Annotated in this window: 23 protein-coding genes; 13 read left to right on the top strand and 10 right to left on the bottom strand. The window is 60.3% G+C overall.

Features of this window, described 5'->3' with window-relative positions; translation table 11 throughout:
- Window positions 1–87: 87 nt before the first annotated feature.
- Window positions 88–702: a hypothetical protein gene (locus ACN0RV_RS18115; protein WP_417349832.1), complete on the bottom strand. Its 615-nt coding sequence runs from the start codon at window positions 700–702 to the stop codon at window positions 88–90.
- A 390-nt stretch (window positions 703–1,092) separates the two neighbouring features.
- Here ACN0RV_RS18115 and ACN0RV_RS18110 point away from each other — a divergent pair, with 390 nt between their 5' ends.
- On the top strand, window positions 1,093–1,809 hold the full coding sequence (locus tag ACN0RV_RS18110; protein ID WP_417349830.1) for a TetR/AcrR family transcriptional regulator: 717 nt from the start codon (window positions 1,093–1,095) through the stop codon (window positions 1,807–1,809).
- Between the two features lie 101 nt (window positions 1,810–1,910).
- Complete coding sequence (locus ACN0RV_RS18105; RefSeq protein ID WP_417349828.1) at window positions 1,911–2,666, top strand: class I SAM-dependent methyltransferase; 756 nt, start codon at window positions 1,911–1,913, stop codon at window positions 2,664–2,666.
- 8 nt (window positions 2,667–2,674) lie between these two features.
- Here the strand turns inward: ACN0RV_RS18105 and ACN0RV_RS18100 are convergent, their stop codons facing one another.
- Entirely contained in the window at window positions 2,675–2,824 is a 150-nt protein-coding gene (locus tag ACN0RV_RS18100; RefSeq protein WP_286341044.1) for a hypothetical protein, read from the bottom strand.
- A gap of 80 nt (window positions 2,825–2,904) precedes the next feature.
- Between ACN0RV_RS18100 and ACN0RV_RS18095 the strand changes: the two genes are divergently transcribed.
- The 8 genes from ACN0RV_RS18095 to ACN0RV_RS18060 all read left to right on the top strand — a co-directional run bounded on the left by ACN0RV_RS18095 (window position 2,905) and on the right by ACN0RV_RS18060 (window position 12,770).
- Window positions 2,905–3,327 carry a GNAT family N-acetyltransferase gene (locus tag ACN0RV_RS18095; RefSeq protein ID WP_417349827.1) on the top strand — a complete coding sequence of 141 codons (423 nt, stop codon included), beginning with the start codon at window positions 2,905–2,907 and terminating at the stop codon, window positions 3,325–3,327.
- A gap of 220 nt (window positions 3,328–3,547) precedes the next feature.
- Complete coding sequence (locus ACN0RV_RS18090) at window positions 3,548–5,182, top strand: diguanylate cyclase (protein WP_417349825.1); 1,635 nt, start codon at window positions 3,548–3,550, stop codon at window positions 5,180–5,182.
- A gap of 61 nt (window positions 5,183–5,243) precedes the next feature.
- Complete coding sequence (gene ftnA / locus ACN0RV_RS18085; RefSeq protein ID WP_417349823.1) at window positions 5,244–5,777, top strand: non-heme ferritin; 534 nt, start codon at window positions 5,244–5,246, stop codon at window positions 5,775–5,777.
- 74 nt (window positions 5,778–5,851) lie between these two features.
- Window positions 5,852–7,174: an MFS transporter gene (locus ACN0RV_RS18080; protein WP_417349821.1), complete on the top strand. Its 1,323-nt coding sequence runs from the start codon at window positions 5,852–5,854 to the stop codon at window positions 7,172–7,174.
- Between the two features lie 8 nt (window positions 7,175–7,182).
- Entirely contained in the window at window positions 7,183–8,616 is a 1,434-nt protein-coding gene (locus ACN0RV_RS18075; RefSeq protein ID WP_417349819.1) for a DUF4145 domain-containing protein, read from the top strand.
- Window positions 8,617–8,890: 274 nt separating this feature from the next.
- Complete coding sequence (locus ACN0RV_RS18070) at window positions 8,891–10,177, top strand: M16 family metallopeptidase (protein ID WP_417349838.1); 1,287 nt, start codon at window positions 8,891–8,893, stop codon at window positions 10,175–10,177.
- Entirely contained in the window at window positions 10,177–11,640 is a 1,464-nt protein-coding gene (locus ACN0RV_RS18065) for a M16 family metallopeptidase (RefSeq protein WP_417349817.1), read from the top strand. The genes ACN0RV_RS18070 and ACN0RV_RS18065 overlap by 1 nt, the downstream gene beginning before the upstream one ends.
- 143 nt (window positions 11,641–11,783) lie before the next feature.
- Entirely contained in the window at window positions 11,784–12,770 is a 987-nt protein-coding gene (locus tag ACN0RV_RS18060) for a DUF4382 domain-containing protein (protein WP_417349815.1), read from the top strand.
- 76 nt (window positions 12,771–12,846) lie between these two features.
- Here ACN0RV_RS18060 and ACN0RV_RS18055 read toward each other — a convergent pair whose 3' ends face one another.
- Together ACN0RV_RS18055 and fusA are read right to left on the bottom strand one after the other, a co-directional pair.
- Complete coding sequence (locus ACN0RV_RS18055) at window positions 12,847–13,878, bottom strand: P1 family peptidase (RefSeq protein WP_417349813.1); 1,032 nt, start codon at window positions 13,876–13,878, stop codon at window positions 12,847–12,849.
- A 152-nt stretch (window positions 13,879–14,030) separates the two neighbouring features.
- The gene (fusA, locus tag ACN0RV_RS18050) at window positions 14,031–16,055 is read right to left on the bottom strand and encodes an elongation factor G (protein ID WP_417349811.1); all 2,025 of its coding nucleotides are present in this window, start codon (window positions 16,053–16,055) and stop codon (window positions 14,031–14,033) included.
- A gap of 456 nt (window positions 16,056–16,511) precedes the next feature.
- On the opposite strand from fusA, the gene yjjG reads away from it, so the two are divergent.
- Entirely contained in the window at window positions 16,512–17,186 is a 675-nt protein-coding gene (gene yjjG / locus ACN0RV_RS18045) for a pyrimidine 5'-nucleotidase (protein ID WP_417349809.1), read from the top strand.
- Between the two features lie 46 nt (window positions 17,187–17,232).
- Here yjjG and ACN0RV_RS18040 read toward each other — a convergent pair whose 3' ends face one another.
- The 4 genes from ACN0RV_RS18040 to ACN0RV_RS18025 form a co-directional block, all read right to left on the bottom strand.
- Window positions 17,233–19,371: a hypothetical protein gene (locus ACN0RV_RS18040; RefSeq protein WP_417349807.1), complete on the bottom strand. Its 2,139-nt coding sequence runs from the start codon at window positions 19,369–19,371 to the stop codon at window positions 17,233–17,235.
- Between the two features lie 199 nt (window positions 19,372–19,570).
- Window positions 19,571–20,035: a tRNA (cytidine(34)-2'-O)-methyltransferase gene (locus ACN0RV_RS18035; protein WP_417349805.1), complete on the bottom strand. Its 465-nt coding sequence runs from the start codon at window positions 20,033–20,035 to the stop codon at window positions 19,571–19,573.
- 61 nt (window positions 20,036–20,096) lie between these two features.
- A complete protein-coding gene (locus ACN0RV_RS18030; protein ID WP_417349803.1) occupies window positions 20,097–21,521 on the bottom strand; it encodes an ATP-binding protein in 1,425 nt (474 codons plus the stop codon).
- Complete coding sequence (locus tag ACN0RV_RS18025; RefSeq protein ID WP_286341061.1) at window positions 21,509–22,183, bottom strand: response regulator; 675 nt, start codon at window positions 22,181–22,183, stop codon at window positions 21,509–21,511. Before ACN0RV_RS18025 ends, ACN0RV_RS18030 begins: the two co-directional genes overlap by 13 nt.
- A gap of 169 nt (window positions 22,184–22,352) precedes the next feature.
- Here ACN0RV_RS18025 and ACN0RV_RS18020 point away from each other — a divergent pair, with 169 nt between their 5' ends.
- Entirely contained in the window at window positions 22,353–22,832 is a 480-nt protein-coding gene (locus ACN0RV_RS18020; RefSeq protein WP_417349801.1) for a Spy/CpxP family protein refolding chaperone, read from the top strand.
- Between the two features lie 111 nt (window positions 22,833–22,943).
- Entirely contained in the window at window positions 22,944–23,861 is a 918-nt protein-coding gene (locus ACN0RV_RS18015) for a cation diffusion facilitator family transporter (RefSeq protein ID WP_417349799.1), read from the top strand.
- On the opposite strand, the gene glnG is transcribed toward ACN0RV_RS18015, so the two are convergent.
- Together glnG and glnL are read right to left on the bottom strand one after the other, a co-directional pair.
- Entirely contained in the window at window positions 23,858–25,252 is a 1,395-nt protein-coding gene (gene glnG / locus ACN0RV_RS18010; protein ID WP_417349797.1) for a nitrogen regulation protein NR(I), read from the bottom strand. The genes ACN0RV_RS18015 and glnG overlap by 4 nt on opposite strands.
- Window positions 25,249–26,295: a nitrogen regulation protein NR(II) gene (glnL, locus tag ACN0RV_RS18005; protein ID WP_417349836.1), complete on the bottom strand. Its 1,047-nt coding sequence runs from the start codon at window positions 26,293–26,295 to the stop codon at window positions 25,249–25,251. Before glnL ends, glnG begins: the two co-directional genes overlap by 4 nt.
- Window positions 26,296–26,376: the final 81 nt, after the last annotated feature.

Genomic DNA, 26,376 nt, shown 5'->3' with positions numbered 1-26,376 from the left:
GAGGTGCATAGAAAAGCCAGTTGTCACTGACAACTGGCTTAGTCAAAAACCGTCAACGTATTTTAGGACGGGTCAGGAGGGCGCTGACTAGAAATAGAAGCGGGTTTCCAGCAGCAGGCTGTTGGCGACTTCGTTGTGTTCGGCCCTCAGGTTGAGGGCGATCTGGGGGGTGGGATAGAACACCAGGCCGACACTGGAGTGATTCCACTGCTTGTCGAACTCCTTGGCCACCTGATGGCGAATCTCCAGATCCAGCTGGCTGGTAAGCTTGCCCCGAATCTGGAAGGCCACCACAGGGGAGATGGAGTACTCCTTCAGGTCCCCCTGGGTCCAATTGGCCAGGCTGGTGCCGACGCCCACAAGGAAGTCCCAGTGTTCGTCGCCGCCGACCCGGTAGTCGAGTCGTGCCTGGAAACGGTTGAGGGCGGCACTCTGATACTGCGCTCCCTCCTCCTGCCAGTTCATCTCCGCATTGATGTCCAGCAGCCAACGCTGATTCAGCTGGGCCAGGGCTCCGGCAGAGAGCTGCATGCCGCTGTCGTCTGTGGCGTGGATCTTCGCCAGGGCCGCATGGGCGTAGTTGTAATCCACTGGGGTGAGGTAATCATCAAACCAGTTGTCCAGCCATTGGCACAGGTCGCCGCACATGGCGAAGCCAGGTGCTGGAAGCAGCGCAATCAATAGGGGGGTGGCACGGATCACAGTGGACTCCTCGGTTTGTGTGACCCATTGAGTACCTGATCCTGACGGAAGATAAAAGCACAGTTTGGTGCCGAGTGAAGAATCTTCGATCCTGGTCAAATTTTTATCACCCCAATTTAAGTTATCTCCGGTTAACGTCGATGTAACCCTTATGGCACAAGCTGTCTCGCTTGTTTTTTGCTTCTTCTGCTGGCAGGGCGAAAGGTGCAGTTCGAATGATATTTTGACCTGTGTCAGTTTTTCCTGAGAAAGTTTCGCAACCCCTTGTTTCTAATAGGAATGCTTCTGTAAGTGAGATCTATATCTCGGAAGGGGTATCTGGAATCTGGTTATATATCCGCATTGTGCCGGTAGCGTGCCGCGCCCTTGGCAAACAGGAGTAAAAGGACGATGAGTAAATCAGATTTATACAAGGTTAGGGAAACCCGCATTCTGTTGGCTGCCCTGAATACTGCGAGCAGCAAAGGTGCTCTCGACTTTCGTATGGCCGATGTTGCTCGCGCCGCCGAGTGCTCAGTCGGAACCCTTTACGGCCACTTCATCAGCAAAGAAGATATGATGGCCGCATTGGTGCAGGTGGGTCTGACTCGCCGTACCGAGTTCGCTAAGCGTCTGTCCTCACTGGAATTGAGCGGTATGGAGCGATTCGTCAGCCTGCTGGTGCTGGAGCAACAGCGCCTGGCCCACGACGATATCCTGGCCCAACTGGAACTGCTGGTCTGCTACAGCGACCTGTGGCGTCGTGCCGCCGATAAGCGCGTGGCCGCCCTGCGAGATGCTTCCGAAGAGTTTGATCGCCAGCTGGATGAGGCCCTGGTGGCCGCAGAGAAAGAGGGGTACCGCCTGAACGAAGATCAGCGTGCCCGCCTGACCGCCCGTGGTCGTGCCGCGGTGCTGGGCAGTCAACTGCAAACGTCTCGCCAGACCCTGATGCCTTGCGGTGTCATGGCCGGTGAAGGTGAATTCTTCAATGTGCTGGCGGACATCGTTCGCTGCGGTAATGGTCCGGTTCTGGATGGCAACGAGTGGCTGGGTAAATGCCAGAATGCCCTGGAGTTGGGTCGTGAGATGATTGAACAGCCTGTGCTGGGTCAGGTCGCTGCCTGATCCCCGGCATAGCCGTTAAAGCGCGCCCAGGAGGCGCGCTTTTTTTGTGCCGGTGTCTGGCCATGGGTATACTTCCGCCATCGATACTCCCCGGACTGATCATGTACTCCCTTTATCTCGACTCACAGGGCGATGACGCCCAGCGACTGCCCGACATCGCCCGGCGTTGGCGGCTGGAACATAGCGAGACTTCCCCTTTCTCCCTGGGCTTTGAGCAGGGGCGCCTCTGCCTGAGGCTCAGAGAGGAACCGAAAACGGGTGCCATCAGTGTGGATCTGGCGTCCGGCGCGGCAGCCCACAGACGCAAATTTGGTGGCGGCCGGGGCCAGGCGATCGCCAAGGCGGTGGGCCTGAAGGGTGGCGTTACGCCCCTGGTGGTGGATGGCACCGCCGGATTGGGGCGGGACAGTTTTGTGCTGGCCAGTCTTGGCTGCCGGGTGATCATGGTGGAGCGTCACCCAGTGGTGGCGGCGTTGCTGGAGGATGGTTTGCGCCGGGCCTGTGAGGACAGCGAGATAGGCGGCTGGGTGTCACAACGCCTGAGCCTGGCGCCGGGGAACAGTATCGACTCCCTGAGTGCCATCGAGGATGAGGTGGAGGTGGTCTACCTGGATCCCATGTACCCGCACCGGGCCAAGTCTGCCCTGGTGAAGAAGGAGATGCGGGTGTTTCAGCAGTTGGTGGGCAGTGATGAGGACGCGGATGCCCTGTTGGTTCCTGCCCTCGCCCTGGCTCAAAAGCGGGTGGTGGTGAAACGCCCAGATTACGCCGAGCACCTGGATGGCCGCGAGCCCACCATGGCCATCGAAACCAAGAAAAACCGCTTCGACGTCTACGTCAAAGCGGCCTTGTCGTAACACGCCCGTCAGCGCGGGCTGGTGGGCAGTCGGTCGTACTTGCGACGTCCGAATACCTGTCGACGGTCGCTGCTTTCCTCTCCGTCCCTGGGCTGAGTGCGGCGATCCTGATTCTGGCGACGGTCCTCCCGGCGCCGGTCAAAGGGAAAGCTGTTCATGGCTCCTCCACAACCTGAGCCCGAGTACCTTACCTATAGATATAGACGTTTTTGCCTGGCACACAACCGGAGAGACCCGATTGGCATCACTGAGTATTGAAGCCTTACCGGCACAGATGCTGCCCCTGGCGGACCGCTTCTACCGTGATCAGGGTGAGAAGGATCGCTGCCGCGGTCATGACAGGGTGTGGTTGGGTCGAATCGAAGGAGGTCCGGTGGCGGTCGCCCGCCTCTCTCCTCAGGGCGGCGTGCTGCTGCTCCGGGGAGTGTGGGTGGCTCCTGAATGTCGTGGCCTTGGGGTCGGGACAACCCTGGTGCGACAGGTGATCGCCCTGGCCGGGGCGCCGGTCTGGTGTTTTACCCAGCCTGAACTGGTGGCCTGGTACCAATCCCTGGGCTTTCAACAGGTCGAAACCCTTCTCGAGAATCAGGCCGCCATGCTGGCGGCCTATCGTCGCAGTCACCCTGCACTGCAGGCCCTGTGTTACTCCCCTGGGCGTTAGCCCTGAGCCTGGAGGATCGCTTCGATGCTGCTGGTCTCGCCTCTGGCGAGGAATGGCTGACCAAAGCATGATCTTGGTTTTTGTTGGTGAAATGGTGTTTTCAAAGACAAATCACTTTCGGTTGCTTTGATGGCACTCTTGATACCGGGCAGTGTCGGAGAAACTCTCTATACTTACAGAGAGTTGGCCATGGATGGTCGCGACCCCACACGGATGAGTCATGTTCAAATCCTCAGTTAGTCTCTGGCAACCCCTGGCGTTGATGGTGGTGCTCCTCAGTTTGCTGATGGTGTTCCTTACCCTGGTGTTTGAGTCCCAGATTCGACAGATGCATCAGGCGAGGCTGCAGCAACTGGCACAGCTCGGTGCCGGATTGGTGCTTCACACCGGTTACTCTGATGCGGCGTTGCAGACCGGCGCCCTGGCTCAGATGTTGGAAGGCAGCCAAGCCCGGTTGCAGGTTCTGGACGATACCGGCCAGGTATTGCTGGACTCCAGGGGGGAGAGGGGGGGCCGCATACCGGTCACCTCCCCTGAACTGACGCAGGCCATGGCCAATGGCATCGGCGCAGCTTTGCGACACGAAGCGTCCCTCGGAGAGGTGTATCTCCTGGCGCTGTCCCTGAATCAGGGAGGCCAGAACCGCCTGATTCGCATCTCTGAACCCAAATCCGTACTTACCGGGATCCTCATGTCTCTCAGATTCTGGGTCTTGCTGACCTGGATGCTGGGGCTGTTTGTGGTGTTGGCCTTCTGGCGTTGGTTGAGGTTTACCCTGGAAAATGGCCGGCGGGATGCCGCGGCCAGTCAGGAGATCCAGGTAGTGGCACGAACCCGGGATCTGGCGATGCTGCAGCGATTGGGCAGCCTGATGTCCGCCTGTACGACCGTGCGTGCGGCTTGCAAGGTGATGGAGCCCATTGCCGAGCAGTTGTTGCCCGGAGCCAGGGGCAGCATTGCGCTTATCCGTTCCAGCCGTGGGCTGGAGTTGGTGACCAACTGGGGAGGAAGCTGGCCCGGTCCCAGAGAGTTTGGCTCAGAGGAGTGCTGGGCGCTGCTGAAGGGCAATACCCACCTTAGCTGCGACGAGGGAGTAGAGATTCATTGCGAGCATCAGACTCAGCAGGGCAGCCAATTGTGTATCCCCCTGTTGGCCCAGGGAGAGGCCCTCGGGGTGCTCAGCCTGATGTTCACCGATGAGATGCAGATGCTGGCCGGCAGGGCGGTGGCCGAATCCATGGCGGAGCAGGTGGGGTTGGCTCTGGCTAACATTCGCCTGAGAGACAACCTCAAGGAGCAGGCGATCCGTGATCCCCTCTCCGGTTTGTTCAATCGCCGCCATATGCTGGAGTTTCTCGAGGCGCAGCTGGCCCTCAGTGAGCGTCGTCAGGAGCCGCTGTCGATGCTGATGATGGACATAGACCATTTCAAGAAGTTTAACGACACCTTTGGCCATGACTCCGGCGACTTTGTGATACAGCGGGTGGCCAAGGAGTTGACCGAACTGGTGCGTAAATCGGATCTGGTGTGTCGCTACGGGGGAGAGGAGTTGGCGGTGATCTGTCCCGATACCGATGCCTCTGGCGCCCTGGACCTGGCCAATAAGCTGATTTTTGCGGTGGCGGCGCTGGAGCTGAATCACAATGGTCAGGATCTGGGGCGGGTCACCCTGTCCGCTGGCGTCAGTTGCACTGCGGGTAACCCGGTTACCGTGGAGCTGCTGATGAAGATGGCGGATGAGGCGCTCTACAGTGCCAAGCAGAAGGGACGCAATCGGGTGGAGGTGGCGGAAGGGTTACTGCCCCAGGTGCTGGCCTCTCTGAATTTCCCTGCTCAAACTACTGAACCCGGTTGATATTTGATGCGTAACTAAGAACAATGTCACCAGTTGTAGTTGAAACCGGAGAGTCCCACCCATGCTATCGAAGACCATGATCGACAAGCTCAATGAGCAGATTAACCTGGAGTTTTTCTCGTCCAACCTCTACCTGCAGATGAGTGCCTGGTGTGAGGACAAGGGTTTTGAGGGAGCTGCCGAGTTCCTGAGGGATCACGCCGACGAGGAGATGCAGCACATGCGTCGCCTGTTCACCTATGTCAGTGAGGCCGGCGGCCTGCCGATGATCGGTCAAATTGAAGCGCCAGACCACAACTTCGAGTCCCTGGCGGACATCTTTGCCAAAACCTACGAGCATGAGCAGCTGGTGACCCGTAGCATCAATGACCTGGCCCACACCGCTTTCTCTACCCAGGATTACTCCACCTTCAACTTCCTGCAGTGGTATGTGGCCGAGCAGCATGAAGAGGAGAAGCTGTTCAAGTCCGTTCTGGATAAGCTGACCCTGGTGGGTGACAGTGGTCAGGGCCTGTACATGATCGACAAGGAGTTGGCCCAGTTGGCTCAGCAAGAGGGCGCCAGCATCATGCACGACGCCGAAGGCGGCGCATAAGCAAGCCCTGAGTTCGCAGACTTTTTCCTCAGACTGTGGTGCAATGGCCCTGAACTAAAACCCGCGGAGCCACCATGCCACAGTCTCTTCCCGCCCGGACGCTTATCCTGTTCGGGCTGGTTAACCTTCCCCTTTCCATGCTGATGTCGCCTGCGGCGGCGATTCTGCCCAACTTCTATATCGAGCACACTGCGGTGACCCTGGGGATGATGGCCACGGTAACCCTGGTGTCGCGATTGTTCGACGGCATCACCGATCCGGTGATCGGAGTGTTGTCTGACCGGCTGGGTTCCCGCAAACCCCTGATGCTGATTGGGGCCCTGGTGTGCGCCCTGTCGGTGTGGCAGCTGTTCAGGCCGGCTCCGGAGGCGGGCCTGGGCTACCTGCTGCGCTGGTATCTGTTGCTGGTCCTGGGCTGGACCCTGGTGGAGATTCCCCACTCCGCCATGGCGGCTGAGCTGAGCCGAGATTACCAGCAGCGTAACCGCATCTCCATGTGGCGGCAGATCCTCGGTTTCGCCGGCGGAGTGCTGTTTATGGCTTCCCCAATGTTGCTGGGTCAGGGGCGTGCCTTTACCCCTCAGGTGATGGCGGCTCTGGCTGCCTTTGTGGCCCTGGCCTTGCCTCTGACCCTGGTGGTGATGTGCTGGCGGGTGCCTGAGCCCAGGGTGCATGGTCAGCACAGAATCCGTCCCGGTGACATGCTGCAGGTGTTCAGAACTCTGCCCTGGCTGCGCCATTTCCTGCTGACCCAGGTGCTGTTTGGCCTGGCCACCGGCGCCGTCTCCGCGTTGTTTGTCATCTACGCCAGTCAGTATCTGGGGTTGGGCGACTCCATCGCCCGCATCGCCTTGCCGTTTTCTCTGGCCATGGCCCTGTCCATGCCCCTGTGGTTGCAGTTGCTCAGGCGGGTAGAGAAACACCGGCTGTGGGCGGTGTCTGCCCCGGGAGTGATGGCCGTACTGCTGGTGATCATCAATATTGAGCCAGGTCCGGGGGCGCTGATGCCCATGACCCTGGCGATGATCCTGTTCGGTTCGATGTTGGGGCTGGCCTCCCTGGTGCTGCCTTCAATGCTGGGGGATCTGGTGGATGCCGACCTGGCCCATAACGGCCGTGACAGAGCCGGGATCCTGTTTGCTTTCCAGGCGCTGGTGATCAAGCTTAACCAGGGGGTGGGTGGCGCCATCGGCCTGAGCATACCCGCCTGGTTTGGTTTCAGTGCTGAGGGGGCCCTGACCGACTCAGCGGTGACCGGCCTAAAGCTGGCCTTTGCCGGCTGGCCATGCCTGTTGCTGGTACCGGTGATGGTTTTGGCCTGGCGCTATCCGCTGGATCGCAAGACCCACGCGCAGCTGGGCGCTACAATGGCGGCCCAGCAGACCCCTGAATCCTAGGAGACACAGTGGCCATCAATGATCTCGAGCTGGTTCGCCGCCTGGAACCTTCACTGTTAGAAGACTACCGGCTGGCCCGCAACTACTGCCTGGATGTGCCGACCCATGCCCTGGTGCACCTGCGCTCTGTGGCTTACAAGCTGGTGGAGGCCCTGGCCGCATCGGTGGAGATAAAGTTCAAAAGCAAGAACCTCTATGACCGGGTCGAGGTGCTCAACCGCGCCCGGGCCATTGATGTGCGCCTGGCACGCAGGCTGCATAAGCTCAGGGAGGGGGGCAACAAGGGGGCCCACCCCGAGAAGTACCGCCTCTCCCAGGAGCAGCTGGTGGATCTGGCAAAACGGTCGGTGGAGTTGACCGCCACGGTGCTGGCCGAGTCTTATGACACCCTGAAGGGGGCGCCCTGCCCCGACTGGGCGTTTGAGCCCCTGGATCAGGTTGCCGGCAGGGAGCTCTGCTACCGGGCGGTGATGGAGGAGGATGCCGAGGCCCAATACCTGGTGGGGATCTCCCTCAAGGCCAAGGGGCTGATGCAGCGGGAGCGGGAGCTCTCTTTCGCCATGGCCAATGACAGCGCCGACATCAACACCGAAGCCTCTCAGCGTCGCCTGGCCCAGGCGGGATACTGGTTTGAACGAGCCAGTGACAACCACGCCGGGGCGCGCTTCGAGTATGGGGTGGCACTGATCCACGGCTACGGTGACCATGAGGACCCGGCGTTGGGGGAAACCCTGGTGCAGCAGGCGGCGGAGTCTGGCCTGGCGGAGGCTCAGGCGCTGCTTGGCTATTTCTACCTCTCCTCCAGCACCGCTTTCGACCAGGACCTGTCCAAGGCGGAGCATTACCTTCTGCTGGCGGCGGACCAGGATCAGGCGGAGGCGATGGCCAACCTGGGAGTGCTCTATCACCACCACCTGCCCGATGCCGACAAGGCTTTGAGCTACACCCGACAGGCAGCACAGGCGGGCTACCCGGTGGCCCAATACCATCTGGCGCTGATGTTGGAGCAGCGGGGGGAGCTGGACGCCGCCCTCGACTGGCTGCAGCGGGCGGCGGAGCAGAGCTATCCCGATGCCATGGCCGTCCTCGCCAGGCATCTGCTCGATGGTGAGAGGCTGTCCCCGGATCCCACTCGTGCCAGCGCCCTGTACCGCAAGGCGATTCGCTATGCCGCTCTGCCGGAAGCGATGTTTGAACTCAGTCTGGCCATCTTCGATAACGAGGTGCCGGATGCGGATCCTGTGGAGGGGGCGGCGCTGCTGCAGGCGGCCTATCACTACGCCGGCAGTCGGGAGCTCAAAGAGGCGATTGAGCAGCTCAGCCCTACCCTGGTGGCGGCCCTGGAGTCGGGAGCCGGCAGTGACGACCAACTGCAGAGGTTGCAGTTGGCCCGGCGCCGCTTTGATGATCATGGGTTGCCTCTGCCCTTTGAAAATCTTTAACAAAGCGTAACTTATCCAGCCTTGTCCCCACGCTGGCCATCCAGTAGCGTGGTGGCTGGGCCTGTTGCCGACGAACTTTTGTTGGCAACAGGCCCCTAATCAAAGAGGCACGCCCGGGCACTTCTCTGGAGTACCCTGTCTAAGATGTTGTGAATTCGTTAATTTTTTTGCTCTGCTGGCCCGCGGCTGGCATGATGCATCTCTACTTTTTTCTGTCACAAGGAGCGGTTCGGTGAAACAGTTACTCACGCCGGCTTTGGCGCTCTCCCTGGCGATGGCCCCTGTGGTAACACAGGCGGCGGATTCGTCTGAGGTGAAGAGCTTTACCCTGGATAACGGCATGAAGGTGCTGGTGTTGGAAGACGACGCCATTCCCAATGCCAACATGTACCTGTTCTGGAAGGTGGGGTCCCGTAACGAGGTGCCCGGCATCACCGGCCTGTCCCACTTCTTCGAGCACATGATGTTCAACGGCTCCAAGAACTACGGTCCCAAGATGTTTGACCGCACCATGGAAGCCGCAGGTGGCGCCAACAACGCCTACACCACAGAGAACGTCACCGTGTACACCGACTGGTTCCCGGCGGAAGCCCTGGAGACCATCTTCAAGCTGGAGTCGGATCGCATCGCCCACCTGAACATTGATGCCAAGATGGTGGAGAGTGAGCGTAACGTGGTGGCCTCCGAGCGCACCACGGGTCTGGAAAACTCCAACTGGCGTGCCCTGCAGGAGGAGGTGAAGGCCACCGCTTTCCGTGCCCACCCCTACAGCTGGAGCGTGATCGGCCACGAGTCCGACATCTATGCCTGGACCCTGGACGACCTGAAGCAGTACCACAAGACCTACTACGCCCCCAACAATGCCGTGGTGGTGATCGCCGGAGCGGTGGATTATGACCAGGTGAAGCAGATGTCCGAGTACTACTTCGGCTCTATCCCTGCCCAGACGCCCCCAGCCGAAGTGCGTACCGTGGAGCCTGAGCAGAAGGGTGAGCGCCGGGTCTATGTGCGCAAGGAGTCGGTGACCAGCCCCAACCTGATGTTGGCCTACCACGTCCCCCAGACCTCCCATGAGGACAGCTATGCCCTGGATGTGCTGATGTCGCTGCTGATCGACGGTAACAGCTCTCGCCTGAACAAGGCACTGGTGGATGAGCAGCAGATCGCCCTGGGCGTGGACGGTTACGTGCCGGACAGTTTCGATCCCAATCTGTTCTACCTGTTTGCCGTGGCCAAGCCTGGCGTGGAAGCCGCCACTCTGGAGCAGGCACTGATCACCGAGATCAACAAGGTGGCGCAGGAGGGGGTTTCCCAGGAGGAGCTGGACAAGATCAAGAACAGCAAGCTGATGGGGTTCTATGACACCCTGGAGACCATCAACGGTCGTGCCAATACCCTGGGTACCTACGAGCTGTTCCAGGGAGACTGGAAGAAGATGTACACCGCCCCCGAGGCTTACGCCAAAATCACCCGCGAAGACGTGCAGCGGGTGGCCCAGACCTACCTGAAGAAGTCCAACCGCACCGTGGGTGTGCTGGCGGCCGAGGAGGACAAAGACTGATGAAAACCCTGACTCAATCCCTGCTCGCCCTGTCCTTGACGGCCCTGATGGCCACAGGGTGCAGCCAGACCACCCCAAAGGCGGAGGTCAAACCCGTGGAAACCGTGAACGCGCCCAGTTTCAAGGCCGCTGAAACCAAGCCCTTCACCCTGCCCGCCTACCAGACGGTAACCCTGAAAAACGGCCTGACTCTGCAGCTGATGGAGAAGCGCAATGTGCCGCTGATCACCGCCGACGTTACCATCCGTGCCGGTGCCGTGAACGACAGCGTCCCTGGCCTGGCCACCATGACCGCCGACGGTCTGCTGCTGGGCACCGAGCGTCGCACCAAGCAGCAACTGGAAGCCCTGGTGGACAGCCTGGGTGCCGAGCTTGGGGCCTATGCCGGAAAAGAGGGCACCTCGGTCTCTATGCGCTTCATGAGTAAAGACGCCGAAGTGATGTTGCCGCTGCTGGCGGAGCTGCTGCGCAAGCCCAGCTTCCCCGCGGAAGAGGTGGACAAGGCCAAGGCCCGCTATGCCGCTCAGCTGAAGCAGCGCAAGGAGAGCCCGCGTCAGGTGGTGGGTGCCTACTTCGACAGCCTGCTCTACGGAGAGCACCCCTATGCCAATGCTGCTGCCGGCGAATCCTCAGCCGTTGAGGGGATGGATAACTACGACCTGAAGATCTTCCACGGCAGCTGGTATCAGCCGCAGAACATGGCGATCACCCTGGTGGGGGATTTTGATGCGGCTCAGATGAAGCAGCGTCTGGAAGGCCTGTTCGACGACTGGCGGGGTGCCGATACCCCGACCATGCCAAAACTGGCCAAGGCGCTGCCAGAGCCCTCCAAGGCTCAGGTGCTGCTGGTGGACAAGCCGGACGCCATCGAGACCACTTTTGTCATCGGTGGCCCGGGCATCTCCCGTGATGATCCCGACTACGTGTCTTTGCAGGTGATCAACACCATCCTCGGCGGTCGCTTCACCTCCTGGCTTAACGATGAGCTGCGGGTGAACGCCGGCCTGACCTATGGTGCCCGCTCCCGCTTCACCACCTACTCCGAAAGCGGCAGCTTTGTCATCAGCACCTTTACCGCCACCAAGAACACCCAGGCGGCGGTCGACCTGGCGCTGAAGACCTATGCACGACTGTGGGAGCAGGGGCTGGACCAGGCGACCCTGGATTCCGCCAAGGCCTATGTGAAGGGGCAGTTCCCGCCCAAGTACGAGACCTCCGGTCAGCTGGCGTCCCTGCTGGGGCAGATGTACCTCTACGGCTTCGGCCCCGAGTTCATCGACGGTTTCCAGCAGCAGGTGGACAGCCTGACCCTGGAGAAAGCCCAGGCCCTGGTGGCCAAGGCCTTCCCCAAGGAGAACCTGCAGTTTGTGATGATCGGTAAGGCGGAGGATATCCGCAGCGTGGCCGGTCAGTATGGCCAGGTGAAAGAGGTGAGCATTCAGGGCGAAGGTTTCCGCTTCTGACGTTGATTCCCTATCATGAAAAGGGGGCCGGCTGGCCCCTTTTTTTGATCTTTTTTGCCCTGTTTAGCCGGACTAAATCAAAACAATCCCCGGTGTTTTTTTGTACATTGTAGCGTTGTCTAATGTAGCAGGGACGAATAAACATGAACCTGAGATACCTTTTAGCGTTACCACTGCTCTATGGGTGTGGTGGCAGCGACTCTTCACCGACACCACAGGATCCCGAGCTGCCCCAGGCAAGCTTGAGTGTGGCTGTTTCCGATGCCCCTATGGACGGCGCCGAAGCCGTAGTGATGGCATTTCACCGTATGGTGCTGACTCCGGTTGGCGGCGGACAGGCGTACAACATCGATCTGTCTCAGCACAGAATAAACATGCTCGATTACCAGCAGGACAGGGCACACTGGTTGTTTGAAGATCACCCGGTGCCGGCAGGGCGTTACCATCTGAGGCTGGAGATGGAGCCAGGCAGTGGCGATCAGGGGTCCTATGTGGATGATCATCAGGGACGCCATGCTCTGCACATGGAGCAGAGGCACATCGATCTGGGGGAGATGGAGCTGGGCTCCGGTCAGCATCAAGGCTTCACCCTGGAGATGGATCTGCGCCAGGGGCTCTATTATGACCCGGAGCAGGGCTATGGCTATGGTCATAATGGCTGGCGCTGGGTGGACAACCAAACCATGGGGCACCTGATGGGCAGCGTGGACGAGGCCTGGATTCAGGCTTGTGAAGCGGATAACGCCGATAAGGCTGCCGACGGAGGGGTGTTCTATCACACCGCTTACCTCTATCCGGCTGAAACCGGTTTTGAGGCGATGGACGACATGGCTCTCGAGGCTGAAGCGGGAAAGGTGCTGCCTATCGCCACCGCCTATGTCCATCAACTGCCAGACGGCAGCTGGGGATTTGGGATGGGCTTCCTGCCCGAGGGAGAGTACCAGGTGGGTTACAGTTGCCTGGGCCACCTGGACCAGCCGGAGACCAACGAGGACGCCGAGTCTGGCTTTGCTTTTTATGGTGATGGCGGGCCAGTGATCATCGATGCCGGAGAGTATGGTGGGCAGCGCAACGGCCACCGCTGCGGCGGTCAGGGGGGCGGAGGCCCGGGCCATGGCGGACGCGGTTAAAGCCTCACAACTGTTTTTTGGAATTGAATTGCTTTAACAGACAAACGGAGCCTGGTGGCTCCGTTTTTTTACTTGTTCAGTGGCCAGACTGAATATCTCGGCTGGCGGGCAGGCCTCCGGCGGCGGTGGCCGCTTTCACCGCACGGTGAATCGCCTCTTCGACCACCTCGGCGGCGATCACCCCGACCGCATTGATGTCCTTGACCTGAATCTCCCCGGTACCGGCGGCGAACAGGGTGTCACCATCGTACATGGAGTGCACCGGGCGTATCGCCCTGGCGTAGCCGTCATGGCCCATCTGCGCCAGCTTCAGGGCCTGGGACTTGGTGAGTGCGGCGTTGGTGACGATGGCGCCAATGGTGGTGTTGCGCCCGGCAAAACCCTGGGCGTTGGCACCGGCCAGAATCAGATCCGTGCCGGAGACAAAGTCATTGCCAGCCTCGTTACGGGTCGCCGCCAGCAGGGTGTCCCCCTCAAGCACGTCTCCCCAGGCGTTGACGGCCACCACGGCGCCGACAATCAGGCCATTGTCCAGGGTGACGCTGTAGCTGCCGATGCCACTCTTGGTGGCTCTGGGCATGCCGGCGATCTTGCCGACGCTGGCGCCGGTACCGGCCCCCACGCTGCCCTCATCGAATCCCTTGCGGTGGGCGGCCTTGGCCGCCTGGTAGCCCATGCCAGCATCGGGGCGGGCCTTAGCATCGCCCAGGGCCAGATCAAACAGTACGGCGCCGGTGACGATGGGCACATAAGCCACACCGGTGTCGAAACCGATCTGCTGCTCCTCCAGGTAGCGGGCCACACCGCTCATGCTGTCCAGGCCGAAGGCACTGCCGCCGGAAAGGACGATGGCGTGCACCTTGTCCACCAGGTTTTCCGGGCGCAACAGGTCGGTTTCCCGGGTACCGGGGGCGGCGCCGCGGACATCCACTCCGGCGGTGGCCCCCTTGTCGAAGCGCAGGACGGTGACCCCGGTCAGTCCCTTGGTGTCCGATACCTGGCCTATGGCCAGGTCCTTGATGCCGAAGATGGCGTTGGTCTGGTAATCGCCTGCCATGGCGGTGCCCCCCAGCAGCGCCCACAGCGCCGCAACTGCCCAAAGTCTCATGATGGTCTCTCAGTGGAAATGGCCCCCGGCCTACTACAACAATAGTTATCAGATCAGCCGGATAGCCTGAACATGCTATGGGTGCAGCTTAGCAGAGGCGACGCTGCAAAAGAAAAGGCGCCCGCAGGCGCCTTATGTGTTTTTGAGCCGGATCAATGGGTCAGCGACTGCTGCACATTGGGTGGGGCGATCTCATAGCGGCTGAAGGTCATGGAGTACTGGCCTTCGCCTCCGGTCATCGCCTTGAGTCGGGTGGCGTAATCGTCCAGGGCCGCCAGGGGGGCCTCGACGTTGATGTCCACCTGGGCGTTGTCCAGAGCTTCGGTGCCGCACACCATGGCTCTCAGGGCACTGAGATCCCCGGTGATGTCACCCATCTTCTCCTGGGGCACCTGCACATGCATGTCCACCAGGGGCTCGAGGATCACCGGTCCCGCCTTGGAGACCGCTTCCAGGAAGGCCTTCTTACCCGCCGAGATAAAGGCGATCTCCTTGGAGTCCACCGAGTGGTGCTTGCCGTCCAGCACCACCACCTTGATGTCCTGCATGGGGTAGCCTGCCAGGAAGCCCTGACTCATCGCCTCACGCACTCCTTTCTCCACCGCTGGGATGAACTGGCCCGGAATGGCGCCGCCCACCACCTGGCTTTCGAAATGGAAGCCTGCACCGCGCTCCATGGGCTCGACGCGCAGGGACACCTCACCGAACTGGCCTGCGCCACCGGTCTGCTTCTTGTGCCTGTGCATCCCTTCCGCCCCTGTGGTGATGGTTTCCCGATAGGCCACCGAGGGCTTGGCGGTATCCATGTCCACGTTGAACACTTCGTTGGCCTTCTCCAGGGCGATCTGCACGTGGAGATCCCCCAGGCCCTGGAGAACCGTCTCGTTCTGGCTCTCCTGGTGTTCGATGTGCAGGCTGGGATCTTCGGCCACCAGCTTGTGCAGCACCTCGGCGAGCTTCTGCTCATCGCCGCGCTTCTTGGGTTTCACTGCCAGGCCAAAGATGGGCTGAGGCAGATCCAGCTTGGGCATGTGGTAGAGATCTTCGTCGTGGCTGTCGTGGAGAATGGCGTCCACCTCCAGCCCGTCCACCTTGGCCAGGCCCAGGATGTCGCCGGGGACCGCTTCCTCGACTTCAATCTGCTTGGCGCCCTGCAGTTTCAGCAGGTGATTCACTTTGAAGGGTTTGCGGCCATCGCCGATGAGCAGGCGCATGCCGGGCTTCAGGGTGCCCTGATGCAGGCGCAGCACGCCCATGCGGCCGACGAAGGGGTCGATCCCCACCCGGAAAACATGGGCCAGCACATGATCCTTGGCATCCTGGGTGATGGTGACCGGTTGCTCCTGATCGCCCCAGCCCTTGAGGAAGGCGGGTGGGGTAGCTTCCCTGGGGTTGGGCATCACTTCACACAGCACCTTGAGCAGGGCGGAGAGGCCGATGTCCTTCTCTGCACTGGTGAAGCAGATGGGTACCAGGTGCCCTTCGCGAAGGGCGGTTTCCAGAGGCTCGTGAAGTTGGTCAGGATTGACCGATTCCCCCTGCTCCAGATAGAGCTCCATCAGGGCTTCATCCTCCTCCAGAACGGTGTCCACCAGTTCGTCGTGAACCGAGGCGGCGTCACTGAACAGAGTTGGGGTGTCCTGAGGGTCGAAATAGCAATCCACCACACCGTTTCCATCGGTGTTGGGGAGGTTGATGGGCAGGCAGCCATGACCGAAACGGGTCTGGATCTGCTCTACCAGGGATTCAAGCTTGTCCAGGTGACCATCGATGTGATTGATCACTATGATTATTGCCTTGCCCTGATGACGGGCGGCTTCGAAGGCGCGTTGGGTGACCGCCTCGATGCCTCGTTCGGCGTGAATCACCAGCATTACCGATTCTACCGCAGGCAGCGGCAGCAGCGCACGGCCAAAGAAGTCGGCCAGTCCGGGGGTGTCGATAAGGTGAATGTGGTGTTTCTGATAATCCAGGGAGAGGAAGGAGGGTTCCAGGCTGTGGTGATGGGCTTGTTCCTGGGCAGTGAAATCGGCGTGATTTGTGCCCTTGTCGACCCTGCCACGGTCATCGATGGCATGAGCTCGGAACAATAGGGCCTCAATTAACGAGGATTTACCACTTCCGGTATGGCCCATCAGGGCCAGGTTCCTTATCTGCGCGGTGCGATACTCAGGCATAGTCGCCTCCTTTATCTTTGTTGAATCCGGCAGTCCCTTCCGAGTATAGGTAGCAAATAGGTGGTAATTATTGACCAAGGTCACGCTTTTTGCGGTCGACAATTGTTCGGAATAACCCGCTTAAGTTTTACATTCACCAAGGATTAACCTGTTGCAACTTTGTGACTAAGAGGAGGATCCTTCTGAGAAATAGGGTTAAAATTCCCTCTCCCAAGCAGGCGTCTCACCAACCTGATCACTCCGTCATCATCTGCAAAAATGAAGTGTTTTTTTTCCGGTACGTCCTGACCTCTAGGGGGCAGGGTCTATGCCCTGTGTCGCGGCTGAGCTCCATCAAGATTGGCTTGTTTCTGTTCTTATCAGTTCCATACCGGTGCTTCTGTTTTGTCATCGGCGCTACTATCGTCAGGCTGGCTTGTGTAGAGTGGCCATCATTAGCCCTAGTGGAGCACCGAATTGAACTACGACTGGATCCTGTTTGACGCCGACGACACCCTGTTTCACTTTGACGACTTTGCCGGGCTGTCCCGCCTGTTTGCCGACAGGGGGCTGCCTTTCGCCAGGGAGGAGTATCTGGCCTATCAGCAGCGCAATCGCCCTCTTTGGGTGGCGTATCAGAATGGGGAGATCGGTGCCAGGGAGGTGCAGCAGGTTCGTTTCGAACCCTGGCAGGCTCAGCTGGCCATGAGCGCCGCCGAGATCAATGCTGCCTTTCTCGGGGCCATGGCGGAAGTGTGTCGTCCTCTGCCCGGGGCGAGGGAGTTGCTGATGGCCCTGGAGAGTCGGGCCAAACTGGGGATCATCACCAATGGATTTACCGACCTGCAGCAGGTCAGGCTGGAAAGAAATGGCCTGGATGGGCTGTTTTCTCTGGTGGTGATCTCAGAAGAAGTTGGGGTGGCCAAACCCGACGCCCGCATCTTTGAACATGCCAAAGTTCAGATGGCCCACCCACCGTCAGAAAGGGTATTGATGGTGGGGGACAATCCTCACTCCGACATTCTCGGCGGCAACCGCGCCGGCTTCCACACCTGTTGGCTGAACCACAATGATGACGCCTGTCCCGAAGGGATCACTCCTCACTACCAGGTGCGTCACCTGAGAGAGCTTCAGGCACTGCTGCTGGCCTGATTGCAACAACGTCCGCAGAAGCGGGCGTTGTGATGTGCGGTGATGACTAGTTCAAGCCATCCAGGGTGCTCTGTTCTAATGAGCGTTGGTAGGCCTCTTCGAACTGAGATAGGTCAACAGGTGCCAGGACTGCCATTCGAGGAGCAGTGCTCAGATAAGAGATGTCTTCGTTGGCCTCATAGGAGTAGTCGCGATAGACCATGGCCTGCTCAATCACCACCTGGCGCCCATCCTCCAATTTGCGGACTGAGGTCCACTGCCCCTGAAGCAGTTGAGTTCCCCAGCCCTGATTGGTGGAGTTGCCAAAGCCGTAGCTGTACTCGCCAAGCTCCTCCAGTTTTTGCCAGCCCTCGGACCAGTCAGACGCGGTGAAGTACCACTGTCTGGTGCGGTCGTAATTCTCATCCTGATCACGAGATTTGATGGTATGGGCGCGACCGTTCGCTTCCAGCAGGTAACCGCTGATGGATTCTATGTGGGCTTGTGCATGGCCACCCCAGTATTGGGACCAAGTGCTGGAGAAAGAGCCGATCACCATCGGCAGCTCTTGTGTCAGGGTCTGTTTCAGACCAGCCTGCTCGGGCGCATATTGGGCCATCCAGCTTAAGTTGGTCTGGCGATGCCCCTCCTTAGACGCCGTGTGCATAACGCTGTAGAGGCCCGAGTTCTCCGCTATCGGCGTGTAGGTCATCTCCCAGCCGGAGTCCAGGTTAAGCTTCAGTGAACCGTTTGCAAACTCCCACTGGCCTATGGCTTTGCCCTGGCTGTCCAGAAGCTGGCTGTTGGCTGAAAGATCCACGACACGGGTGACTACCTGCTCTACCAGCTCACTGGGATCGGAGGTAAGCATGGGGACCTGGTCCGGCATCGACAGGGCCCAGGAGCCGCTGGGGGTCGAAGTCCATAAGCTGGGTTGCTCAGACAGGGTTTGCCAGATCATAAAGGTCTGTTCACTGACCACGTAGCTGGGCAGGTCGCCTTCCCAGCCTGCCGCGTCTCTGTCCCGTTCCAGGGTAACCCGGCGGCTGCGCTGGACCACCACCTCGTCACGGCCTGTCAGCCGGGAGATTCTCAGTGGCTCTTGAGTTGTGATGGTGGTCAGGTAGTAGTTGTTTTTATCTTGGGGCAGGGCGTCGGCGACATTCTGGCCCCAGTGCTCGACCACCTGCTCATAGCTGAGCTGATGAAAGAACCTCTCGGGTTCCATGTCTACCGAGATCGCCAATGCACCTGTGTCATCAAGCTGCCAGCGACCGGTCACATCCTCTTGAATGAATCGAGTGGCGCCGGCGTTGTAGTTGAGTATTGCCTTGCCATCTTCAGAGAGCTGAGCGACATAGCCCAGGTTGGCTACCCAGCCTTCGGCCGGAGTAAAGGAGAACAGAGAGGTGCCCACCAGAGAGTCGTTGGTAAAACTTGCTTGAACACCGCCGTCATTCAGCAGGGTTAGCCGTGCCGCGTCCCGGGCTTTCTTGAACTCCGGGTCCATATTGCCCGCGTTGCCCATCCAACCCAGGTTCACCAGGCTTTGTTCTATCTGCGAGTTGAGCGCTTGGGGAGCGGCGCTGAACAGGGACAGTGTGGTGCCTTCTGCCGGTGTAAAGTCAGGGTTTTCCGCCAGGGTTCTGATGGTGGCGGCCAGGTCCCAGACTCGTTCACTGGACAGTTTGGCCTCAGTGGCAGTCAGTGAGGCATCACTGTTCAGGTCCGTTGTGCTGTTCTTTGCCCACAACAGGGTAGCTGTGCCCAGGTGACTCAGTTGACTGCGATGGGATTCATCGATGCTGAGCACCAGATCCTCGCCGGCCTGATTCTTGATGGCTCCGAATGATCCCAGAATGGCGGCCAGCTCGATGTGAGACTGACTGGCCAGGCCCTTGGCGGTGAGCTGAACCATGTCGCCGTCCGCCAGGGTCCCGGCGTCATACTCCATGGCCAGGCTGAAGTGGCCCCGATCATCGGTGTTGGCGGTAAAGTTGTCATCGCCTATGGTGGCGGTCACCAGCGCGTTGGCCAGGGGGGTGCCCAGGGTTTCGCCCTCGATGGTGAAGGTCTTTTTTACTGTGGTTGGTGGTTCGGGCGTGGGGGGCGTCGGTGGGGCGGGCTCGCTGCTGCCTCCGCCTCCGCCACATGCGACGAGACCAAATAGAGAGAGGGCGACCAGGCTGGATGTCTTGAAGCGCATCCTTATGCTCCTTACTGAAGATTGTCCGTAATCTTCCGGTGTATTTGAGGCTGACCTAAACCTTCCAGCACTGTTTTTAGTCAGTGCCAGATACAACGGGGCAACAGACGATGGGTCAGATTCTGGTTGGTGAAATTATCAACAAGCCCATATGTCGTCAACGACACAGTGTTGAAATTATTAGAGAATGCTCTTCAGATCACAGGGCGCCTGCAAACCCCTGCTGGCGCCAGGCTTCGTAGCTGACGATGGCCACGGCGTTGGAGAGGTTGAGGCTGCGACTGGTGCCCAGCATCGGGATGCGGATCCGCTGGGATTCGGGGATGGCGTTGCGCACCGCTTCCGGCAGGCCGCGGGTCTCAGGTCCAAATAATAACACGTCGCCAGGTTGGTACTGGGGCTCGATGTGGGGGCGGCTGCCCTTGGTGGTCAGGGCGAAGATGCGCCTGCCGGCCATCGCGTCCAGGAAACTGGGGTAATCCGAATGGCGGGTGACCCGGGTGAGATCCCCATAGTCCAGGCCGGCCCGACGCAGTTTTTTCTCCTCCAGGTCGAACCCCAGGGGCTCGATCAGGTGCAGATGGCAGCCGTTATTGGCACAGAGGCGGATGATGTTGCCGGTATTGGGGGCGATCTCCGGCTCATACAGGGCGATCTCAAACATGGTGTTCACAGGCTGATGGTCAGGGCGGGCCAGTATGACAGCGGGCCCCAGGGCCCGCAAGTCACTCGAGAGGCAGGGTCAGGGTGACACAGAGACCGCCGAGTTGGCCTATCTCCGCCCTGATCAGTCCCTGATGGGCGGTGACCGCCCCCTGGACTATGGCCAGCCCAAGCCCCCAGCCGCCGCTTTGGCGATCCCGGGCCTTGGAGACCCGGTGGAAGGGCTTGAAGATGTCATCCAGCTGATCCTCGGGCACGCCGGGGCCATCATCTTCGACCCTCAGGCAGACATTCTCCCCCCATCGCCAGGCGCTCAGCCGGATCTGTTCATCGCCGTAGCGGATGGCGTTGCGCAACAGGTTCTCGACCGCCCTCTGCAGCAGGGTGTCACAGCCGTTGAGTGCCAAGCCCTCTGGCAGGTCCACCTCAAGGTGTTTGCCCGCCTGTTCCGCTTCGAAGGTGGCACCGTCCACTACCCGCTCCAGGGTTTTTTCCAGATTCAGCAGTTTCTTGGTGTCGGTGACCTGGCTGTTGAGCCGGGAGAGCTGCAGCAGTTCCTGGATCATCCCCTCCATCTGGGACGCCTGTTGTTCCAGCCGGGTCAGCTCATTGCTTTCCTGGCCCTTGCGCTTGGCCAGGGCCAGGGCCAGCTGGATCCGGGTCAGCGGGGTGCGCAGCTCATGGGAGATGTCGGAAATCAGTCGCTGCTGCTCACGCACCAGGGTGCTCACCGAGTGGGCCATGGTGTCGAAGCTGCGCGCCAGTTGGCCAACTTCATCTCGTCGGGAGAGGATCTTGGGCTCCACCCGGGCGTCCAGGTCTCCCTGTCCCAGCTGCAGTGCGGTCAGCCGCAAGGCGTTCAGGGGTCTGCCGAAGTGCCAGGCCACCAGGCCAAAGATCACCCCGGACACCAGGGCCACCATCAGCACGAACACGAAGGGGTTCTCCTGCAGATAGATGATCCAGCTGCGCGGATGGGAGGCTTTCATCTCCACCAGCAACAGGGTGGGTTGTCCGGCCAGGGTCAGCGGCTCCGGGCCAAAGATCACCGAGCGGACACTGTAGAAGGCCATGGGGGAGAGGGTATCATTCTCCAGCAGGAAGCGGCGCGCCGCCCTGGGCAGGCGTTTGGCTTCGTGGCCCAACGGGCGGCCATCCAGGGTCAACAGGTGGAAGCGGAAGCGCTCGTCACGCAGGGGGCCAGCTCCCGGTCCGGGTGGCCGACGCTCTCTCCCCTCCTTGGGGTGGATGCGGTGGCGCATCATATCGGCGAAGCGATTCAGGTCCCGGATGGGCAGGGTTTCGATGCGCCGGGCCGACTTGAGCAGAAAATCCTGCTGCCAGGGCTTGAGGGGCTGAAGCTCCTGGGGTTGCAGGATCTTGGGCAGCAGGATCACCGAGCCAACGATCAGGCTGGTGGTGATCCAGAATGCCAGCAGCAGCTTAAGAAAGAGTCGGTTGGGAAGGGCGACCTCTACTCGAGCCATATATAGCCTTTGCCCCTGACGGTCTTGATGCGGGGTCGGCCATCCTGGCGCTCGGGCAGCTTACGCCTCAAATTGGACAGGTGCATGTCCAGGCTGCGGTCGAAGGGCATCAGTTTCTTACCCAGCACGCTGACACTGAGTTCCTCCTTGGCCACCACCTCGCCGGTGTGGTTGAGCAGGGCCTGAAGCAGGGAGAACTCGGTGGAGGTAAGGGGAAGCAGCTCCTCCCGGTACCACACCTCCTGACGGCCAGGGCTCACCACCAGGTCATTGTCGGTGATGTGGTCTGACGGGTCCCACTCCTGGGTGCGGCGCAAAATGGCACGGATGCGGGCCACCAGCTCACGATCGTTGAAGGGCTTGGGCAGGTAGTCGTCGGCGCCGATCTCCAGCCCCACCACCCGGTCGATGTCGTCACCGCGGGCGGTCAGCATCAGTACCGGCATGCGGCTGTGTTTTCTCAGCTCCTTCAGGATCTCGAATCCGTTCATCTCTGGCAGCATGACGTCCAGCAACAGCAGATCAAAGTTGCCGCTCATCGCCAGTTCCAGTCCCTCGCGACCGTTTTGGCAGCAGGTGGGTTGATACCCCTCCATCTGCAGCAGTTCGGTCAGCAGTTCACACAGATCCAGATCGTCTTCTACTAGAAGAATCTTGCCCATTTTTGCCCTCCAAAAAACCCTTGAAGCCGTAAGCCTACCGCGGCCTGAGAGTCCATTTGACTCTACTTTACACAGTTTTACTCACGACTGCAGTTGCCTGACTTCAGGAGGCATAGACTGAAAACGTACCAAGACGACCAGACACCCAGATGAACAGAAGGACAGACTTATGAAATTGACCAAGACATTGACCCTGGCCGCCGTAGCGGGTCTGGTGCTCTCCATGACCGCAGTCTCCACCGCCTCCGCCAAAAACCATGGCCAGGGCTACCATCAGGAGATGGGGGGTGAGTTCCACCAAGGTGGTGGCAAGCACATGAAGCGGATGCTGCGTGGCCTGGACCTGACCGATGAGCAGAAGCAACAGGTGAAGGATATCCTCACCAAGGCCAAGGCGGACCGCCCAGAGCGCGATCCCCAGTTCATGAAGGCGCAGATGGAGCGTCACCATCAACTGATGTTGGCAGCGGAGTTTGATGAGCAGGCGGCCCGGGAGGCGATCGCCGTACGCCAGGCCAAGATGGCAGAGATGCAGCTCAAGCAGATGAAGGTGCAGCATGAGATCATGCAACTGCTCACCGCGGAGCAGAAGCAGAAACTGGAGGAGCGCCGCGCAGAGCGTATGAAGCGCTTCGAAGACCGCTTCTAGTTGTCATTGTGAATCAACAAAAAGGGTGGCATTTGCCACCCTTTTTTCATTGGGGTCAACGCAGCAACTGGTACACTTGCCTCAGTTCACCCTTAGCTTTATGGACAGACCATGCCACAACCTGTCAGTGACCAATACAAATTCTGGATCACCTGGGCCAGTCGTGCCTCGGTGGCCACCGCCACCGTACTGATTCTAGCCAAGCTGATCGCCTGGTTCTACTCAGGTTCTGCCAGCATGCTGGCTTCCCTGACCGACTCCCTGATGGATGCGGCGGCCTCCCTGATCAACCTGATGGCGCTGAGGCTGGCGATTCAGCCTGCGGATGACAGGCACAGGTTTGGTCATGGCAAGGCGGAGCCTCTGGCGACCCTGGCTCAGGCGGGCTTTATCCTGGGCTCCAGCTTCCTGCTGGTGTTCCACGGAGTGGATCGCATCCTCAAACCGGCGGCCCTGACCCATGGCAGCGTGGGTATTGGGGTGTCGGTGTTTGCCATCGTCATGACCCTGGCCCTGTTGGCGGTGCAGCGTCACGCGGTGAAGGTCACCGGGTCGACCGCCATCGCCGCCGACGCCCTGCACTACCGTTCAGACCTGCTGCTCAACCTGGCGGTACTGGTGGCCCTGGTGCTGGCCGGTCAGGGCATGTTGTGGGCGGACGGAGTGTTCTCCGTGCTGATCGCCCTCTACATTGGCTATGGTGCGGTGACTCTGGGTTACGAAGCGGTTCAGTTGCTGTTGGACAGCGAGGCGGAGCCCGAGGTGCGGCAGAAGGTTGAGGACCTGGCCCGTGAAGATGAGCGGGTTCTGGGACTGCATGACATGCGCACCCGTCGTTCCGGTCACATGCTGTTTGTCCAGCTGCACATTGAGCTGGACAGTGACCTCTCCCTGCGGGAGGCCCATGACATTGCCGAGTCGGTGGAAGACCGCATTCGCGATCACTTCCCCGACAGCGACGTCATCGTCCACCAGGATCCCCAGGAGGTGGTGCCTGGGTTCCAGCCTGAGCCGGGTACTCCGGACTAGAGGCCCAGCTCTTTCAGCTTGCGGGTGAGGGTGTTGCGCCCCCACCCCAACAGCTTGGCCGCCTCCTGCTTGTGGCCGCCACTGTGGGCCAGGGCGGTTTCCAGCATCACCTTCTCGAACTGAGGCAGGGCGGTGGTCAGCAGTTCCCGCTGGCCGGAAGCCAGGGCATCCCGGGCCCAGTTGGCCAGGCCACTCTGCCAGTCGGCCGCCACGGGCATGGGGGCGGCCTCGCCCCCGGGTTGAAGTTCGGGGGGCAGGTCCGCCGGCAACACCTCTTGACCCGACGCCATCACCGTCAGCCAACGGCAGCTGTTTTCCAGCTGGCGCACGTTGCCGGGCCAGGGCAGTGCCACCATACGTTCCACGGTATCCGGGTGCAGGCGTTTGGGTTCCACTCCCAGCTCGGAGGCGGCCCGGGCCAGGAAGTGACGACTCAGGGCCGGAATGTCTTCCCGTCTGTCCTTGAGGGCCGGCAGGTGAACCCGGATGACGTTGAGGCGGTGGAACAGATCCTCCCGAAATTCACCGGCGGTGACCCGGCTCTCCAGGTCCTGGTGGGTGGCGGCGATGATGCGCACATCCACCTTTACCGGCTGGTGACCACCGACCCGATAGAATTGCCCGTCTGCCAGTACCCGCAACAGCCGGGTCTGCACATCCAGCGGCATGTCACCGATCTCATCCAGAAACAGGGTACCGCCGTCCGCCTGCTCGAAACGCCCCTGACGAACGCCAGCGGCGCCGGTGAACGCCCCCTTCTCATGACCAAAGAGCTCGGATTCGATGAGATCCTTGGGGATGGCCGCCATGTTCAGGGCGATGAAGGGGCGGCTGGCCCTGGGGCTGTGCTTGTGCAAGGCATGAGCCACCAGCTCCTTACCCGTACCGGACTGACCGTTGATCAGCACGCTGATGGTGGAGCGGGACAAACGACCGATGGCGCGGAACACCTCCTGCATCGCTGGCGCTTCACCGATGATCTCCGGAACGGGAACCGTTTCCTCGGTCACCGTGGGTTTGCGGCTGGCTGCCTGCTCCAGGGCGCGTTGCACCAGGGTGACCGCTTCGTCGATGTCGAAGGGCTTGGGCAGGTATTCGAAGGCACCGGCCTGGTAGGCGCCTACGGCACTGTCCAGATCCGAGTGGGCGGTCATGATGATCACCGGCAGATCCGGGTATTGCCGCTGAACCTTTTCCAGTAGGGTCAGGCCGTCGGTGCCGGGCATGCGGATGTCGCTGATGATGGCACTGGGCTGGGATTCCCCCAAAGCTTCCCACAGGGAATCGGCACTGGCGAAGCTGGCACAGCTGATCCCTTCAGCCATCATCGCCTGTTCGACCACCCAGCGGATGGAGCTGTCGTCATCCAGAATCCACAGTTGCTCTGTCATTTCTCCTCCTTGGCAGTAATCAGCGGCAGGACCAGGGTAAAGGCGGTGTGACCTGGCCAGCTTTCAAGATCGATACGTCCCTGGTGTTGGGCTACGGCGTTCTGGGCGATGGAAAGGCCCAGGCCGGAGCCCTCTGTGCGGCCGGTCACCATGGGATAGAACAGGGTGTCTTTCAGTTTTTCATCGATACCCGGGCCGTCGTCGATGATGCTCACCGCAACAGCCATGCGGTGGCGCTTGCCGGCGATGGTGATCTGGCTGCAGGTCCGGGTTTTCAGGGTGATGGTGCCTCGGCCCTCCAGGGCCTGGGCGGCGTTGCGGACGATGTTGAACACCGCCTGTTGCAGCAGATCCCTGTCCATGTCGAAGCCTGGGATGGAGGGATCGTAGTCCCGGACAAACTTCAGCTGGTCGGAAAACTCCAGGGCACAGAGGCGGGCGACCTGCTCCAGGATGCGGTGGATGTTGCCCTGTTCTCTCTGGCCCGGCTTCTGAGGGCCCAGCAGCTTGTCCACCAGGCTGCGAAGCCGGTCCGCCTGCTCGATGATGATGCCGGTGAACTCCTTGAGTCTGGTCTCGGTGAGCTGTCGCTCCAGCAGCTGCGCAGCGCCCCTCAGGCCGCCGAGGGGGTTCTTGATCTCATGGGCCAGCCCGCGGACCAGAAGTTGGGCGGCGTGGTGTTGAGCGTACTGGTGCAGCTCCTGGCTGATGCGCTGCTGCTGATCAATGACCCGGATCTCCAGCAGCCCCTTGCCTGAAGAGAGGGGAGTCAGGAACAGGTCCACCGTATGGTGGTGCCCCTCCAGAGTGGCCAGGCTCATGGCGTAGAAGGCGGCGGCCTGATTGTCCGCCAGGTTCTCTTTCAACTGGGCGGCCTTTACCCCCAGATGGGAAACGCACTCACCCAGGGTCAGCTCGCCGAGGCGGCGCTGACTGAGGCCGAACAGCTGCTCACTGGCCTGGTTGGCGTACTCGACGCCCAGGGTTCGGTTTACCACCAGCAGGGCGGCGTTAAGGTGATTGAGCAGGTTAGCTTCCTGTATGTCGGCCATCTTGGGTGAAACTCCTTGGGCATCCTGAGACTAAGATACCATTGCACCAATGTGGTGCAAACCCTGGGGTGG

The sequence above is a fragment of the Ferrimonas sp. genome (genome assembly GCF_048263965.1).
GTDB lineage: Bacteria > Pseudomonadota > Gammaproteobacteria > Enterobacterales > Shewanellaceae > Ferrimonas.
Note: the sequence above shows the minus strand (reverse complement) of the source record. Positions and strands in the feature narration are given on the sequence as shown.